Raw genomic sequence first — 15,927 nt, forward strand, 5'->3', positions numbered from 1 at the left:
CGGGCCAGCCGGGCGGTGGAAAGGGGTCTATAGTGGGGAAGAGCACTACCTCGCTGATGCAGACCGGCGGCCCTTTTTGATGGCCGGAGGCCTCTGCAATGACAGATTCCCAGATTCATGCGTTCCTGCGCGATTCCGTAATTTACGAAGAAGACAGCGAAGACGGGTTGGGCTTTGAAGCCCTGTATGGCCTGTACATCAGTTGGTGCTTGCTGGGGAACAAGGTTCCCATCCCGGACAGTGCCTTCCGCACGGCAGTCCGGATCAGCGGCGTCAAGCACGACAAGCGTGACGGTCTGCGCTACTACCCGGGACTTCGCATGATGGGCGAGGCTGCGCGGGACTACGTGGTCAACAGCGTTCCCGTAGCCGGTGCCCTGGAGGTTCCCACCCCGGCGTTGCTGGTGGTTGAACAGGATGGGCCGGTTTCCACCCTCAGCTAGTCGGAATGTTTACAGAAAGTGCCCTTATGATTCGTTCGTAAGGGCACTTTCTGTATTCAACCTGGAAGAGGGGCTCAAGTGAAGCCGTCCATCGTATGGTTCCGTGACGACCTCAGGGTCCGCGACAACCCGGCCTTGCGCGCCGCCGTCGATGATGGCGCCGCAGTGGCCCTGTACGTCCTGGACGAGGAATCGCACGGCATCCGTCCGCACGGCGGTGCCGCGAAGTGGTGGCTGCACCACTCCCTGGCGGCGCTGCGCGAGGATCTGGACAAGCTCGGGATTCCTTTGTTGCTGCGGCGTGGACCGGCCGCGGAGGTCGTGCGGAAAACCACGACGGCGGCTGGCGCGGGCGCGCTGTACTGGAACCGGCGGTACGGCGAAGTGGAACGGACCATCGACGCCGGGATCAAAGCCTGGGCGGGGGACGAGGGGCTGCATGTAGAGAGCTTCCAGGCCTCCTTGCTCCATGAGCCGTGGAAGATCACTACCAAGACCGGCGGGCAGTACAAGGTCTTCACGCCCTTCTGGCGCGCGGTGTCCGCTCAGGAGTTCCGTGAACCGTTGGCCATCCCGGCCAAGGGGCATGGTTACGGGGGCAAGCTTCCCGCGTATGACGACCTGGATTCCTGGCACCTCCTGCCCACCAGGCCCGACTGGTCCGGGGGGTTGGCTGAGCGCTGGACGCCTGGTTCGGATGCCGGCCACCGGCGGCTCCGGGATTTCGTGGCCAACGGCCTGTCCGGCTACAAGGACGGACGCAACCGGCCGGATGTTGATGGCAGCAGTTCTTTGTCGCCCTACCTCCGCTGGGGTGAACTGAGCCCGTTCGAGGTCTGGCATGCCTTGGGCTCCAAGCGCTCGGACAGCGCCACGATTTTCGCCTCCGAGCTTGGTTGGCGGGAATTCTGCTGGCACCAGTACTTCCACAACCCGACCCTGGCCACGGCCAATCTCCGAACCGAGTTCGACCGTTTTCCGTGGGCATGGCCGGGAGCTTCCGGCAGTTCCTCCGATGGCAAGCATCCCGGCCATGAGTCCGCGCCCCAGGAGTTCGCAGCCTGGCAGAAGGGCCTCACCGGGTTTCCCATGGTGGATGCCGGGCAGCGACAGCTTTGGCACACGGGCTGGATGCACAACCGGGTCCGCATGGTCGCTGCGAGCTTCCTGGTGAAGAACCTTGGCATCCACTGGCAGCTCGGCGAGCAGTGGTTTTGGGACACACTGGTTGATGCCGACCCTGCGTCAAATCCGGCCAATTGGCAGTGGGTGGCCGGTTCAGGTGCTGATGCCTCACCGTTCTTCCGGATCTTCAATCCTGAGGCACAGCGCACCAGGTTCGACCCGCAGGGCAAGTACATCGCGCACTGGATCCCGGAGTTCGGCACGCCTGATTACCCCGCCGAAATCGTGGACCTCAAGACCTCCCGCCAGGACGCGCTGGATGCCTACAAGGAGCTGCGCGAGGTCCATTGAGGCCTGCCCGCCGCTGCCGGATGCCCCTCTGGAATTTAGTAGGAAGTCCGAGTATATTCAGGTTCAGAGATGACCTGGATCACAGTTGGTCACGTGTTCCCGCCACGTCCCAGCACCCCGGGAACGGCAGTCATTCACGATGCAAAGGAGCATTCACCATGGTGCGCGAACTTTCCCACTACATTGATGGCCAACGGGTGGACGGAACGTCCGGCCGTTTCAGCGACGTCTACGATCCCTGCACGGGCCAGGTCCAGGCCCGGCTTCCGTTGGCCAGCGCGGACGAGGTTCGCAACGCGGTAGCGAATGCGGAGAAGGGCCAGCTCGAGTGGGCTGCCATGAACCCCCAGCGCCGTGCCCGGATACTGCTGAAGTTCGTTGATTTGGTCAACGACAACATGGACGAACTCGCCAGGCTCCTGTCCTCGGAGCACGGCAAGACCTTTGCCGACGCCAAGGGCGATATCCAGCGCGGCATCGAGGTGGTGGAGTTCTCCGCCGGAGCCCCGCACTTGCTCAAGGGTGAATTCTCCGACAGCGCAGGCCAGGGTATCGATGTCCATTCGCTCCGTCAGCCACTCGGGGTGGTTGCGGGCATTACCCCGTTCAATTTCCCGGCCATGATTCCGCTGTGGAAGTCCGGACCTGCGCTCGCCGCCGGCAACGCATTCATCCTTAAACCGTCCGAACGCGACCCCTCCGTTCCTTTGCGCCTGGCCGAGCTGTACAGCGAAGCCGGGGTGCCGAACGGCGTCTTCAACGTGATCAACGGTGACAAGGAAGCCGTGGACGCGCTCCTCGAGGACCCGCGGGTCAAGGCGATCGGCTTCGTGGGTTCCACGCCGATTGCCCAGTACATCTACGCCACCGCCGCTGCGCACGGAAAGCGGGCCCAGTGCTTCGGCGGGGCAAAGAACCATATGGTGATCATGCCCGACGCCGACCTCGACATGGCTGCCGACGCCCTGATTGGTGCCGGGTACGGTTCCGCAGGTGAGCGCTGCATGGCCATCTCGGTGGCCGTACCTGTGGGCCAGGAGACGGCCGATGCGCTGGTGGCCAAGCTGGGTGAACGGGTCAAGGACCTGAAGGTGGGCCACAGCCTGGACAAAGACGTGGACTTCGGGCCGGTGGTTGCCGCGTCCGCCAAGGAAAGGATCGAGGGATACATCCAGTCCGGCGTTGATGAAGGCGCCACGCTCGTTGCCGATGGGCGCGGCCTGACCGTTGACGGCTATGACGGCGGGTTCTGGGTGGGCCCCACACTCTTCGACAATGTCACCAAGGACATGAAGATCTACAAGGAAGAGATCTTCGGTCCCGTGCTCAGTGTCCTGCGGGCGGCAGACTACGACGAGGCTCTGCGGCTCTGCAGCGAGCACGAGTTCGGCAACGGCGTGGCCATTTTCACCCGCGACGGCGATTCCGCCCGCGACTTCGCCAGCCGGGTGGAAGTGGGCATGGTGGGCATCAACGTCCCCATCCCGGTGCCGATCGCGTACTACACCTTCGGTGGCTGGAAAGCGTCCGGTTTCGGCGACCTCAACCAGCACGGCGCCGACGCCTTCCGTTTCTACACCAAGACCAAGACCGTCACCTCGCGGTGGCCCTCCGGCATCCGCCAGGGCGCCAGCTTCGTGATGCCGGCAGGCAGCTGATGGGAGAAACAGTTTCCACCGAACAGGCAGAAGACCAAGTGCTCTTTGAGCGCCGCGGCCATCTGGGCATCGTGACGCTCAACCGGCCCCGGGCAGTCAACGCCCTCAATGCGGGCATGGTGAAAGCCATGCTGCAGCAGTTGGCTGCCTGGGCTGATGATGACTCCGTTGCCACGGTGTTGGTGCGCGGTGCCGGCGACCGCGGTCTCTGCGCCGGCGGTGACATCGTGGCCATCTACAAGGACATGCTGCACGGCGGTTCGGCCACGGCAGACTTCTGGGCTGATGAATACCGGCTCAACGCCCTGATTGCCAACTACCCCAAGCCCTACGTTGCCTTCATGGACGGGCTGGTGCTCGGTGGTGGCGTGGGCGTTTCGGCCCACGGATCGGTCCGGGTGGTCACCGAACGGACCCGTACCGGCATGCCGGAAACAACCATCGGTTTCGTGCCCGACGTCGGCGGCACCCTGTTGCTGTCGCGTGCACCGGGGGAGACCGGAACCCATGCCGCCCTGACGGGAGCGCACTTGACCGGGGCGGATGCACTGTTCCTCGGACTTGCGGACCACTTCGTGCCGTCCGGAAGCCTCCCGGCACTTGCCCAAGCGCTGGAAAGCTCGACGGCGGACGCCGCCGTCGGGCGCTTTGCCCAAGCCGCGCCGGACTCACCCCTGGAGGCGCAACGGGACTGGATCGATGCCTGCTACGCAGGCGGCGAGGCCGAGGAGATCGTGCACCGCCTGCGCAGTGCCGGTGGGGACGCGGCCGAAGCCGCGGACACGATCGAGGGGAAATCCCCGACGTCGGTCAAGGTTGCCCTGGAATCGTTGCGGCGTGTGCGGGGGCTCTCCCTCGAAGAAGCCCTGGACCAGGAGTACAGGGTGGGTCTTCGCTGCCTCTCGGGTCCGGACTTCCGGGAAGGGATCCGTGCCCAGGTGGTGGACAAGGACCGCAATCCGCAATGGAAGCCGGCCACCCTCGCCGAGGTGGCGGCGTCCGACGTCGAGGGCTATTTCGCGCCGCTTGGCGACCGTGAACTGGGGCTTGCGCCAAGTCCAGTCCAGTCGAGTTGAGGGAGACGATCATGACAGAGAATGCAGCGAGGTCGGCCACGGGACTCATCGCTTTCCTGGGCCTCGGCCACATGGGCGGTCCCATGGCGGCCAACCTGATCAAGGCAGGGCATGAGGTGATCGGCTACGACCCTGTGCCGGCCGCCGTGGAAGCGGCCAGGGACCATGGGATCCCCATGGCGGAATCGGCGGTCGATGCCGTGCGGGACGCGGGCGTGGTGTTGACCATGTTGCCCAGCGGCAAGCATGTGCTGGACGCGTACCGGGGCGTCGAGGGTCCAGGGCTCCTTGCGGCTGCACGGCCGGACACCCTCTTCCTCGACTGTTCCACCATCAACGTGGACGAGGCCCGCGAGGCAGCGTCCCTGGCCGTCGCTGCGGGGCACCGGTCTGTGGATGCTCCCGTGTCCGGTGGGGTAGTAGGCGCCGAGGCCGGAACCCTGACCTTCATGGTGGGAGCGCTGCCCGGGGATTTCGACGCCGTCAGGCCGCTCCTGGAACACATGGGCAAGAGGATCGTCCACTGCGGCGACCACGGAGCCGGCCAAGCCGCGAAGGTGTGCAACAACATGATCCTGGGGGTGTCCATGATCGCTGTTGCCGAGGCCTTTGTCCTGGGCGAGAAACTGGGCCTTACCCATCAGGCGCTGTTCGATGTTGCGTCCAATGCGTCCGGGCAGTGCTGGGCGTTGACCACCAACTGTCCGGTTCCCGGTCCCGTGCCTACGAGTCCGGCCAACCGTGACTACCAACCCGGTTTTGCCGGCGCTTTGATGGCCAAGGACCTGCGCCTGGCAGTGAATGCGTTGGAAAGTACGGGTGTCGCAGCGGAGATGGGGCCGCTGGCGTCCAGGATCTACGATGCCTTTGCTGCCGGAGAGGGCGCCGCGCGGGACTTCTCCGGCATCATTACCGACATCCGCGACAAGTCTTCGTAAGTTTTGGTTGCTGAGAGGGAGAGTATGACGTTCGAGAACATCCTGGTGGAGCGCCGGGGCCGGGTTGGCCTGGTGACGCTGAACAGACCGTCGGCTTTGAACGCCTTGAACACGGCGCTCATGAATGAACTCGTCGAGGCGGTCACTGACATGGATCGTGATCCCGGTGTGGGTGCCGTAGTGATCACGGGTTCGGCAAAGGCCTTCGCGGCTGGTGCGGACATCAAGGAGATGTCCTCCAACAGTTACATGGAAATGTACGCGGCGGATTGGTTCAGGCACTGGGAGGACCTGACGCGCCTGCGCATACCCATCATTGCGGCGGTCTCCGGGTTTGCCTTGGGCGGAGGGTGCGAGTTGGCCATGATGGCCGATGTCATCATCACCGGCGACAACGCCAAATTCGGGCAGCCCGAGATCAACCTGGGTGTGATCCCGGGCATGGGCGGTTCCCAGCGGCTCACCCGGGCTGTGGGCAAGGCCAAGGCGATGGACATGGTCCTGACCGGGCGTTTCATGGACGCGGAGGAGGCTGAGCGTTCGGGCCTGGTCTCCCGGGTGGTGCCCGCCGCGGAAGTTGTGGACGAAGCGTTGAAGGCAGCGGATGTCATTGCTTCGAAGTCCAAACCCGCAGCCATGGTGGCGAAGGAAGCCGTCAATGCCGCGTTCGAGATGGGCCTCGCCCAAGGCGTGGTCTATGAACGCCGGGTGTTCCACTCACTCTTCGCCACCGAGGACCAAAAGGAAGGAATGGCGGCCTTCATGGAGAAACGCGAGCCCGCCTTCAAGCACCGGTAATTCCTGCACGGTAGTTCCTGCCCGGAATCCGTCCCCGGCCCGGATAGACTCAAGGCCACCGACAAAGGGGGAGAGAACATGTCAACGGAGAGTGTTCCGGCCGGTCAGGTCGATGTTTCGGCCCAGCAAGTCAATCGTCTTGCGATCGTCGCAGCGGCAATGGCGGTCCTGGCCCTGGTGGGCTTGTTCTTCGCGGGCATGGCAGTCATTGCCGTATTCGTGGTGGGTGCAGGCCATGTGGCACTCAACCAGATCCAGGAGCGCGGTGAGCGGGGCCGGCCCCTTGCCGTGGGCGCGCTGGCCGTGGGCTACGGGATCGGCGTCCTGTCCTTGGTTTCCGCACTCATTTTTGCCTTCACGGCGACCTACGCGTAGCTCTGGCAAGGGGCGGCCCGGACGCCGGCAGCACTAAACAGCTGCCGGCGCCAGCGCGGCGTCGAAGAACGCCCGCTCCAGGCGGACGGCTTCCCGGAACGTTGCCGCCACCCGGTCGCGAACCGCCGGATTACCCGGTTCCACGGCATTGAACTCTGCCCGCAGCCAAGCCACCCAGGCGTTGTACCCGGGATTGTTGTGGAGCCGGATCCATTCGGAATGCTTGGCCTGCGCAGGCCAGTTCGCGGGGTCTCCGGCCCGTGCAGCCCAGTCACCGTAGAGCCACTCGGCCATCAGGAGCACCGCCAGCACATCCGGATACGAGCGCGTTGCCAGGGCACTTCTCATCAGTGCGTCGAACTGGGCCGTTGCCGGGCCAAGGACCGGAGCGGTACGGTCATGGGCAGGCACGCCGAGTTCATCGAAACAGTCCTGGAAGTACGTGTTCTCATCCGAGGCGAAGGCGCCCAGAATGCCGGCAAACACCAGCCGCGACGGAAGGGCAGGGGCCGACGCCACAGCTTGGCCCAGCAGGGCAGTGAAGGCATCGCAGAACTGGTAGTCCTGCACCAGGTAGTGGCGCAGGTGGTGGTCCGAAAGGCTGCCATCCAGCAGCTTGTCCACAAAGGCGTGATGCACGGCGGCTTCCCAATCAGCGGCGCAACTGGTCCTTAGGTCTTCGGCAAAGCCCACGGCTGGGTGCTCCTCATGGTTGTCGGCGTAGGGGGACTGAACCAGCATAAAGACCGGTCGGTATATCGCTGGTCAGGCGCGGTGTTTGTCCGGCGCTCGTACACGGCGTCCCCTGTCAGTAGACGGTGCCCTGAAGGAGCTCGGACAGGCGGTGGGCCGCGCGCCTGATCTCAGGAACCCCTGCCTTGAGGACGTCTCCACTGGCTGATTCGACGGGGCTGGTCAGCGAGATCGACTCGGTGGGCCGGGCGTCGGCCCGTGGGATGGCCACCGCAACGGACAGCACGCCGGTGGCGCGCTCGTCCTCGGAATAGGCGTAATCCTGTCCGTCCTGCGCCAGCCGTGCCCCGAGGTCGTCCGCAGTAAAGGTGTCTTTCTCGTGCCCTGCCGTGATGGCCGCCGCAACCACCTGCTCGAGTTCCCCGCGCGATAAGCCTGCCAGGAGGATCTTCCCTGCCGCACCCGCCGTCAGTGGAAGCCGCTTACCGAGGGGCAGGTCATAGCGCAGGGGCGATTCCCCATCCACCCGCGCTACCAGGATGCGCTCGAACCCCAAGCGCGTGTAGAGGGATGCGGTGAGACCCGTCTGGGATGCCACTTGCTGAAGGATCGGACGCGCGGCAACCACCAAGGGGTCGTTCTCCAGGTAGCTCCTGGCTGCGGGAAGGACCGCAGGACCCACCCGGTACGACTTGTCGGTTTGGCTGACCATGCCAAAGTCCTGCAGGACCCGGAGAATCCGCAGCGTGGTCGGCAGGCTCATCCCACACGTCCTGGCAAGGTCGCTCAGTCGTTGCGGACGCTCAGCACGCTGCAATTCGGCGAACACTTCCAGGGCCCGGGAGAGGGACCGCATGTTGGCTGCCTTGGGGCTGTCCTCGGCTGCGGCGCCTGGGGAAGGGGGGCTCTCGGTCATTGTTTCATTCTATGTAAGTTCCTTGCGCTTGACAGCTCCTGTGTCCCCTGTCACTATTTCTGAGTACGCAATGTTCTTTCATCCTATGAAACAGAAATCCATAGGGTGTAAGGCAATAAACGTCAGAAGGAAACCATGACAACGGAGTCACTTACGGCCACGTCCAATGCCAGGGGGAGAGTGGCCAAGTCCGTCCTCGCAGGGATTGGCGCTTTCGTCGCAGCAGGCGTCTACGTGCTGGTCAGTTCACTGGAACTTGGCCTGTGGACCAGCCTGGGGCCCGGTCCCGGACTGTTCCCCTTTGCCATGGGCGCGCTGATGGCAGCGATGTCGCTGATCTGGCTTGTCCAGGAATTGCGCCGCCCTAGCGAAACGCCGAAGGGCGCCGATCGGGGAACGGTGATTGCCGTCGTCGTAAGCCTTGCGGTACTTGCCGCCGTCCTGGACCTGATCGGCTTCCAACTGGGTATGTTCCTGTTCCTGCTGTACCACCTCAAGGTGCGTGGACGCAGGGGCTGGGCCTCAACGCTGATCATTGCGCTCGCCGGGAGCGTCGGCGCGTTCTACGCCTTCAATTACGGGCTTAATGTGGCCCTTCCCGCTGCGGGCATCCCCTTCCTGAACTCGATCGGACTTTAGACGTGGACACCCTCAATGAACTGATCGGCGGATTCGCTGCCGCCATGACCTGGCAGAACCTGATTTTCGCCTTCATCGGCTGCCTTCTGGGCACCGTCATCGGCGTCCTGCCGGGCATTGGTCCGGTGGCCGGCGTTGCCCTGCTCATTCCGCTCACCATGAACCTCGACGCGACCGGTGCCATCATCATGCTGTGTGCCATCTTCTATGGCACGGCGTACGGCGGGACCATCACCAGTGTCCTGCTGAACACGCCAGGTGAGGCGGCCTCGGCCATTACCACCATCGACGGCTATGCCATGACCAAGATCGGCAAGGCCGGTGCGGCACTGACCATTGCCGCCGTCGGGTCTTTTGTTGGCGGAACCATAGCCACGCTTGGCTTGGTGGCTGCAGCAAAACCATTGGGGGAGCTCGGCCTCCTGGTCGGGCCGCCTGAATTCTTTGCTCTGATGGTGGTGGGTATTTCACTGCTGGTGGCGCTGGCAGGGAAGTCGATGGTCAAGGCCCTCATCTCGGGTGCCCTGGGCCTCATCATCTCCATGGTGGGCATCGATCCTGTGGCTGGTGCCCCGCGCTTCACGTTCGGCTCCGACAACCTGCTGGACGGGGTCAGCTTTGTGGCCGTCATTGTGGGTGTCTTTGGACTGTCGGAAATCCTGTCCTACCGCAAGGACGCAAAGGTCCAGACGGTCCACGCGCCCGGTTTCCGCTCCCTGCTTCCCAACGCCAATGAGTGGCGCCGCAGTGCTCCATCCATGGCACGGGGTACGGGCATCGGTTTCGGCCTGGGGCTCATACCCGGAATGACCGGATCGGTTTCCTCACTGCTGGCCTATGGTGCCGAAAAGAAGTTCTCCAAGCACCGCAACGAACTCGGCCATGGCGCGATTGAAGGCGTTGCCGGTCCCGAGACGGCCAACAACTCACATGCCAACGCTGCCCTCATCCCGCTCTTCACGCTCGGCATCCCCGCTTCCCCCACCATCGCTGTGCTTATGGGTGCGTTCCTGCAGCAAGGCCTTACCCCGGGGCCGACACTGTTCACCGAGCACTCGCAAATTGCTTGGGCCATCATTGCCAGCCTCTTCATCGGCAACCTCCTGCTGCTGCTCCTCAACGTGCCGCTGGTGGGTCTGTGGACCTCGATCCTCCGGGTTCCGACGACCATCCTGACCGCCCTCATCCTGCTGTTCATGGTGATCGGTGCCTACACGATCAACTTCAGTGTCTTCGATGTGTTCGTCATGATCGCGTTCGGCCTCCTGGGCCTGGCCCTGCGTCACCTCGATATCCCACTGGCCCCCATGGTGCTCACTTTGGTCCTCGGTCCGCTCATGGAACGGTCGCTGCGCGAGTCCTTGGAGATCAGCCAGGGCGACTTCGGCATCTTCGTCAACCGACCCATCTCCATGGTGCTCATCGGTATCGGCGCCCTGATTGTCCTGAGCCCGCTCCTGAAACTCCGCAAGCCCAAGGCCCTCACTGAAGACCCCGAGACCTAAACAATCCATCCCCCTACGTCCCACAGCCCACTTCAAAGGAGAAGAACCATGCCCCGTACACGCATGGCTGCAGCGTTCGCAGCCGTAACCCTGATGGCCCTCACCGGCTGCGGCGCCAACGCCGGATCCAACAACAACGCAGCCGCAGACGACTTTCCCAAAAAGGGCAAGTCGATCGAACTGATCGTTTCCTTCTCACCCGGTGGAGCCGTGGACACGGCCGCCCGCCTGGTCCAGCCCATCCTGGAAAAGGAACTGGGCACCAATGTGGAAGTGATCAACAAGCCCGGTGCCGGCGGCCAGATCGGCTACACGCAGCTCACCAGCGCCAAACCGGATGGATACACCATCGGTGCCACCGGCTCCCCGTCCGTGGTCGCGTCTCCACTGGATCCGGCGCGTGGAGCCAAGTACAGCCGCGACAGCTTCCAGCCCCTGGGTCGCCAGGTCATCGACCCCACGGTGATCGCCGTGCAGCCGGACAGCCCGTACAAGACGCTCAAGGAACTCCTTGATGCAGCGAAGGCAAACCCCAAGTCCATGACGGCCAGCACCACCGGCCTGCAGACAGGTGAACACTTCGCCCTGGCCCAGATGCAGGAAGTTACGGGTGCCGAGTTTGCCCCGGTGCATTTCTCAGAAGGCGCCTCCCAGGCCACCACGGCCTTCCTTGGCAAGCACGTGGAGATCCTGGTGGCAAACGTCAGTGACGTGACGGACCTGACCAAGCAGGGCAAAGCCCGCGTCCTCGGTGTCATGACGGCAGAACGTGCTCCGTCACTTCCCGACGTGCCCACGTTCAAGGAATCGGGCTACGAACTCGAAGCCGGCACCGTCCGCGGATACTCAGCGCCGGCAGGGTTGCCCGACGGCGTGGCCAAGAAGCTTGAAGCAGCCTTGCAGAAGGCAATCGAAGACCCTGCCGTGGTCCAAAAGATGGAGGACCTCGGCCTGCAGACGAGCTACCTCAACGGCTCCGGGTACCAGCAGTTCTGGGCAAGCCAGGAAGACGACTTCAAGAAGGTCCTGCCACTGGTCCAGAAGAAGGACTAACAGCCTGACATGAACTGGAGCCTGCCTGGGAAGCCAGCCGGCCCCGCGGCAGTTGCCTCGGCGACTTTACATCTCCTGACCACCATCCAGACGAAGGACTACCACCATGACCAGCCCCGTCCTTGAGGACATCGACGCCGACTTCCCCCGTCCCGACCAGGACATACTGAACCGCCTCGCGAAGCTCCCCGCCGCCAACATCGGGGACGCCATGGACCGCCTGGGCGTGGCGGACTCGGCCATCCAGGCCATCTGGCCCGGCGCCCGCCTCGCGGGACCGGCATTCACGGTGTGGACCCGGCCCGGCGACAACCAGGGCATCCATCAGGCCCTGCAGTTGGCCCAACCAGGTGACGTGATTGTTGTCGCCGGAGGCGGGGACGAGTCCCGGGCCTTGCTGGGAGAACTGATCGGCGAAAGGGCCATCAACCTGGGGATTGCCGGATTTGCCTTGGATGGCGCGGCACGGGATGCGGAGGCGCTGGGCGAGATCGGCATGCCGGTATTCGCCCGTGCCGTCACACCGGCAGGGCCCTACAAGAACGGGCCCTCCCGGTTGGCCACTGCGGTCTCCTTCGGAGGGGTGCCCGTCATGCCGGGCGACATCATCGTCGGCGATTCGGACGGAGTGGTTGTTGTTCCCCGCGAACAAGCGGCCGCCGTCGCCGAGGCCGCTGAGGCGGTCTTCGCGGACGAAACCAACCGCCGTGCCGCGATCATCGCGGATCGCCGGAAGTAGCAGGAACCATAATCCAGCCACCGGCATCAGCCGCGCCCCGCAACTCCTTGGGGCCGGCTTATGCCGGTGTGCCCATCGGCCCACAGATGAAAGACACGAACATGACAGCTTGCACCGTCATAGGCCTCGGCGAAGCCGGAGCCACCTATGCAGCAGCCCTGGTTGCAGCCGGCCACCAGGTGACCGGATTCGATCCCGTTGCACCGACCACTCCCGAAGGGGTTTCCCGGGCAGCCACTGCCGCAGCAGCCTGCAGCGGAGCGGACATTGTTTTGGTCCTGACCGGCGCGGCCGCTGCCCGCAGTGTCGCGGTTGAATGCCTCCCGGTCCTGGACGAAGGCAGCTGCTACGCCGACTTCACCTCATCCTCCCCTCACGTCATGCAGGAGCTCGGCCAGCTGCCGTCCAAGGCACAGTTCGCCGACGTCGCCATCCTCGGTCCCGTGCCCACGCAAGGTGCAAGGACCCCGCTGATGGTCAGCGGCCCAGGTTCCCAAGCGATAGCCGGGCTGCTCGCCCCCTTGGGTGCCGACGTCGAAATTGCCGACGGCGTGCCGGGCGCCGCCATGGCACACAAGCTCCTGCGGAGCGTCCTGATGAAGGGGCTCGCGTCGGTAGTGGTGGAGGCCGTGACGGCTGGCCGGGCAGCCGGGCTGGAGGACTGGATCCGCGAGCAGATCGCCCGGCAGCTCGCGGGAGACGGCCATGCCGTAATCGACCGCTTCCTGGTGGGTACGGCCAAGCATGCGCAACGGCGTTCCAAGGAGATGCAGGACACCGCCAGCTACCTCACCGACGACCTGAAGGTGCCGGCTGAGATGACCACGGCCTCGGCTGTGGCCCTGACCCGTATGGCCAGTGCAGAGGCGGACACTGCGGCGGTATTGCGCTGAACCATGGATCGGGAAGAATCAGGGGATCGGGAAGAATCAGGACCAGGCCACCCGTGAATGTATCACCAGCAATGCCATACCCGTCAGGAGCGCCAACATGATCGGCATATGGGCCCTTGGAGCCTATCTGGCCGTGATCCTGCTCTGGACCACACTCCTGAAACGAAGCGTAGGGGAGGCCATGATCATCGGCTTCCTGGTAGTCCTTCCCTTTACCGGGGCGGCGGCCGGCGAGGTCGGCTGGACGTCGCTGTACTCGGCCATCACCGATGAAATCGTCTATGCCACCATGGCGTTCGTCTTCATGGGATATCTCCTGGACAAAACGGGAGTGCTGGACAAGCTTATCGACCTGCTCAATTCCCTGATCGGGGGTGTTAAGGGCGGACCGGCCTGGGTTTCCACCGTCGCATCGGCCGGCCTGGGCGGAGTGGTTCACAACCAGGCCGCCATCGCCGCCACGGTCGGTTCTGTCACAATTCCGTGGATGGAGAAGTCCAAACTGGATAAACCGTCCGCCGCAACGCTGGTTGCGGGCAATGCAGGCATGGGCATCACGTTCCCGTTCAGCGCCTCCATGTTTGTGTTGGTGGGATCCGCCACCGTGGGCCCGCTGCTGAACATCAACGACCTCGTACTGCCCTTGCTGGTTGGCGGTTTGTGGTGTTTCCTGCACCGGCTGATCGTCACTTGGCTTCTGGTGCGCAAGAGCGGAATGGCTCCCCTCGACGCCGCCCACCGCCTGGGCGTGCGGAATGCCTTCGGCCGGGGATGGGCAACCTTGCTCCTGTTTGTGGTGGTAGCGGTCCCGCTGGTCATAACCTCCGGCGCCATAGGCGCTGCGCTCTCCGGCTGGACAGGCGGGGACATCACCAAGTCCATCAGCGTGATCGTCTGGATTCCGGTGGTTCTCATCATTACCGGTGCGCTGCTGGGCCGGAAGCTCCTGCCGCGGAACGGCAAGGCCTGGTGGGATTTGTTGCAAAACTCGGCTCCCCGGTTTGGTGTTGTGGGGATAACCGTGGTTTTTGCTTTCGCTGGTGCCAATGCTTTGGCGGCTACAGGCTTGCCGAAGCAAATGACGGCCCTGTTGAGCCAGATGCATCTGCCCTTGTGGCTGCTCGCCATTCTCATTGGCCTGATCATCATCGCAGTGGCCGCGCCCCTGTCCGCCACAGCGACCATGGCCGCCGTCGGGACCGTCGGCGTGGCGACGTTGGTGGCAGCCGGAGTTCCCGCGACAACAGCCGCGGTTGCGGTGCTGGTCTTTTCTTCCTGCGAAGCTGCAGTCCCGCCTGGTGGTGCCCCTCTGTATGTGGCGTGCGGAATCGCCGACGTCAATCCGATCAAGACCTTCTCCAGGCTCCTCACGCACTATGCCCTGCCGTTGCTGGGCATCGGTGTGCTGATCATCCTGGGTGTCCTGCCCATCTAAGGAACCCCACCAATGCATCAGCTCCGACGCGCCGTACAGGCCACTTTCGTCGTTACACTCGCTGCGCTCCTGGCCGGAGGAGTGCTTTTCGTCACCGGGCAGGCCCTGTCCCTCGCAGCAGGACAGGGGGAGTGGCTGACGTTTCTGGACGACGTGTTCAAGCCGATGATGTCCATCGCGGCTTCGGTCTGCGCCGTGGCCGGGTTTGTGCTCAGCTATAAGAAGCACCAGCCGCAGGAAGACCACGCGGAGGCCACTGCGCGATGACCGGTTTGACGGAAGGATGTCCCGATTATGCCGCGTTGCTGCGGCGGAAAGGCCGGCTGGCCGGTACCTCCTGGGGTCTGTTCACCGACGAAGACCGCGGCACGCCGTCGTTCATCACCCCCGATGCAATCCTGGCAGCAAAGGACTGCATCCGCACGGGGGCTGTCTTCGGACTGGATTACGCGGTGGACGCCTTCGACCCGGGCATGTCACTTAAACGGGGAGCCCCCCGGCACATTATCTACTCGTCCCACCCCGCCCACCGGGACGATTACCTGGACGGGTTCTACCTTCAAGGCTCCACACAGATCGACGGGCTCCGCCACCGGCGGGCAGACGACGTGGGCTTCTACAACGGGACTCCCGACGATCTGGTCAGGGAGGGAACGCCGGACCTCGGCATCCAGGGGTGGGCGGACCAGCCCATCGTTGGCCGTGGAGTGCTGGTGGATCTCGAGGGGTTCAGGTCGGCCCAGGGCAATCCCATCGACCACGCATCCGGCGAACCGTTGGGACTGGAGCTGATCAAGGCCGCCATCCAGGACCAGTCCCTCAGCCTGGAACCGGGCGACATTCTCATGCTCCATACAGGCTGGTGCGAATGGTTCCTCGGGCTGAAGCCTGAGGACAAGCAGGAGGTACGGGCGGGCCGCAAAGCAACAGGGGTGGTGCAATCCGACGAGTTTGTCGCGTGGGCTTGGGATCATCGGTTTGCGCTGCTGGCCGCCGATAACTTTGCCTTCGAATGCCTGCCCGCAGTGGCAGACAGCCCCTATCTGGAGGCAGCTCCCAACGACAATGGCATGATGCACCAACAGCTCCTGGCAAAGCTCGGCATGCCCCTGGGGGAACTATGGAAGCTGGGACCACTGGCCCGGCACATGCGTGAGACCAAAACCTGGGATGCATTTGTCAGTATCAAGCCACTGAACATTGTGGGCGGAACAGGGTCACCCGCCAACGCCACGGCCCTGACCTAGGAGACGCGAAGAAAGTTGCGAGGCCAACCGGCACTGGTTCCTG

Annotated in this window: 17 protein-coding genes; 15 read left to right on the top strand and 2 right to left on the bottom strand. The window is 63.9% G+C overall.

The features are described 5' to 3' along the window. Positions 1 to 98: 98 nt before the first annotated feature. From ACSVIE_RS06020 to ACSVIE_RS06050, 7 genes are all read left to right on the top strand, one after another. Positions 99 to 443, top strand: a complete 345-nt coding sequence (locus ACSVIE_RS06020; protein ID WP_442423311.1) for a hypothetical protein — start codon at positions 99 to 101, stop codon at positions 441 to 443. Between the two features lie 78 nt (positions 444 to 521). Then, a complete protein-coding gene (locus tag ACSVIE_RS06025; RefSeq protein WP_442423312.1) occupies positions 522 to 1,919 on the top strand; it encodes a cryptochrome/photolyase family protein in 1,398 nt (465 codons plus the stop codon). Positions 1,920 to 2,077: 158 nt separating this feature from the next. Further along, on the top strand, positions 2,078 to 3,577 hold the full coding sequence (locus tag ACSVIE_RS06030) for a CoA-acylating methylmalonate-semialdehyde dehydrogenase (protein ID WP_426005645.1): 1,500 nt from the start codon (positions 2,078 to 2,080) through the stop codon (positions 3,575 to 3,577). Then, positions 3,577 to 4,653 carry an enoyl-CoA hydratase/isomerase family protein gene (locus ACSVIE_RS06035; protein WP_426005647.1) on the top strand — a complete coding sequence of 359 codons (1,077 nt, stop codon included), beginning with the start codon at positions 3,577 to 3,579 and terminating at the stop codon, positions 4,651 to 4,653. The genes ACSVIE_RS06030 and ACSVIE_RS06035 overlap by 1 nt, the downstream gene beginning before the upstream one ends. Positions 4,654 to 4,664: 11 nt before the next feature. Then, a complete protein-coding gene (gene mmsB / locus ACSVIE_RS06040; RefSeq protein WP_426005648.1) occupies positions 4,665 to 5,591 on the top strand; it encodes a 3-hydroxyisobutyrate dehydrogenase in 927 nt (308 codons plus the stop codon). Between the two features lie 24 nt (positions 5,592 to 5,615). After that, positions 5,616 to 6,389 (top strand): enoyl-CoA hydratase, encoded by a 774-nt coding sequence (locus ACSVIE_RS06045; protein ID WP_426005649.1) that lies wholly within the window; start codon positions 5,616 to 5,618, stop codon positions 6,387 to 6,389. Positions 6,390 to 6,467: 78 nt separating this feature from the next. Continuing rightward, on the top strand, positions 6,468 to 6,764 hold the full coding sequence (locus ACSVIE_RS06050; protein WP_426005650.1) for a DUF4190 domain-containing protein: 297 nt from the start codon (positions 6,468 to 6,470) through the stop codon (positions 6,762 to 6,764). A 33-nt stretch (positions 6,765 to 6,797) separates the two neighbouring features. Here ACSVIE_RS06050 and ACSVIE_RS06055 read toward each other — a convergent pair whose 3' ends face one another. Together ACSVIE_RS06055 and ACSVIE_RS06060 are read right to left on the bottom strand one after the other, a co-directional pair. Continuing rightward, positions 6,798 to 7,505 carry a TenA family protein gene (locus ACSVIE_RS06055; protein ID WP_442423313.1) on the bottom strand — a complete coding sequence of 236 codons (708 nt, stop codon included), beginning with the start codon at positions 7,503 to 7,505 and terminating at the stop codon, positions 6,798 to 6,800. Between the two features lie 67 nt (positions 7,506 to 7,572). Beyond that, positions 7,573 to 8,373 (bottom strand): IclR family transcriptional regulator, encoded by an 801-nt coding sequence (locus ACSVIE_RS06060; RefSeq protein WP_426005652.1) that lies wholly within the window; start codon positions 8,371 to 8,373, stop codon positions 7,573 to 7,575. Positions 8,374 to 8,508: 135 nt separating this feature from the next. Here ACSVIE_RS06060 and ACSVIE_RS06065 point away from each other — a divergent pair, with 135 nt between their 5' ends. From ACSVIE_RS06065 to ACSVIE_RS06100, 8 genes are all read left to right on the top strand, one after another. Further along, on the top strand, positions 8,509 to 9,012 hold the full coding sequence (locus tag ACSVIE_RS06065; protein WP_426005653.1) for a tripartite tricarboxylate transporter TctB family protein: 504 nt from the start codon (positions 8,509 to 8,511) through the stop codon (positions 9,010 to 9,012). A gap of 2 nt (positions 9,013 to 9,014) precedes the next feature. Further along, positions 9,015 to 10,517: a tripartite tricarboxylate transporter permease gene (locus ACSVIE_RS06070; protein ID WP_426005654.1), complete on the top strand. Its 1,503-nt coding sequence runs from the start codon at positions 9,015 to 9,017 to the stop codon at positions 10,515 to 10,517. A gap of 48 nt (positions 10,518 to 10,565) precedes the next feature. Continuing rightward, a complete protein-coding gene (locus ACSVIE_RS06075) occupies positions 10,566 to 11,570 on the top strand; it encodes a tripartite tricarboxylate transporter substrate binding protein (RefSeq protein ID WP_442423314.1) in 1,005 nt (334 codons plus the stop codon). 106 nt (positions 11,571 to 11,676) lie between these two features. Beyond that, positions 11,677 to 12,309 (top strand): methyltransferase, encoded by a 633-nt coding sequence (locus ACSVIE_RS06080; protein WP_426005657.1) that lies wholly within the window; start codon positions 11,677 to 11,679, stop codon positions 12,307 to 12,309. 101 nt (positions 12,310 to 12,410) lie between these two features. Then, positions 12,411 to 13,202, top strand: coding sequence for a DUF1932 domain-containing protein (locus ACSVIE_RS06085; RefSeq protein ID WP_426005658.1), 792 nt, complete (start codon positions 12,411 to 12,413; stop codon positions 13,200 to 13,202). A gap of 97 nt (positions 13,203 to 13,299) precedes the next feature. Further along, complete coding sequence (locus tag ACSVIE_RS06090; protein ID WP_426005659.1) at positions 13,300 to 14,637, top strand: TRAP transporter large permease subunit; 1,338 nt, start codon at positions 13,300 to 13,302, stop codon at positions 14,635 to 14,637. A gap of 12 nt (positions 14,638 to 14,649) precedes the next feature. Then, entirely contained in the window at positions 14,650 to 14,904 is a 255-nt protein-coding gene (locus ACSVIE_RS06095; RefSeq protein ID WP_426005661.1) for a hypothetical protein, read from the top strand. After that, the gene (locus tag ACSVIE_RS06100) at positions 14,901 to 15,884 is read left to right on the top strand and encodes a cyclase family protein (protein WP_426005662.1); all 984 of its coding nucleotides are present in this window, start codon (positions 14,901 to 14,903) and stop codon (positions 15,882 to 15,884) included. The genes ACSVIE_RS06095 and ACSVIE_RS06100 overlap by 4 nt, the downstream gene beginning before the upstream one ends. The last annotated feature ends 43 nt before the right edge of the window (positions 15,885 to 15,927 follow it).

This window comes from Paenarthrobacter sp. NCHU4564 (assembly GCF_052156435.1).
In the GTDB taxonomy this organism is placed as follows: domain Bacteria; phylum Actinomycetota; class Actinomycetes; order Actinomycetales; family Micrococcaceae; genus Arthrobacter.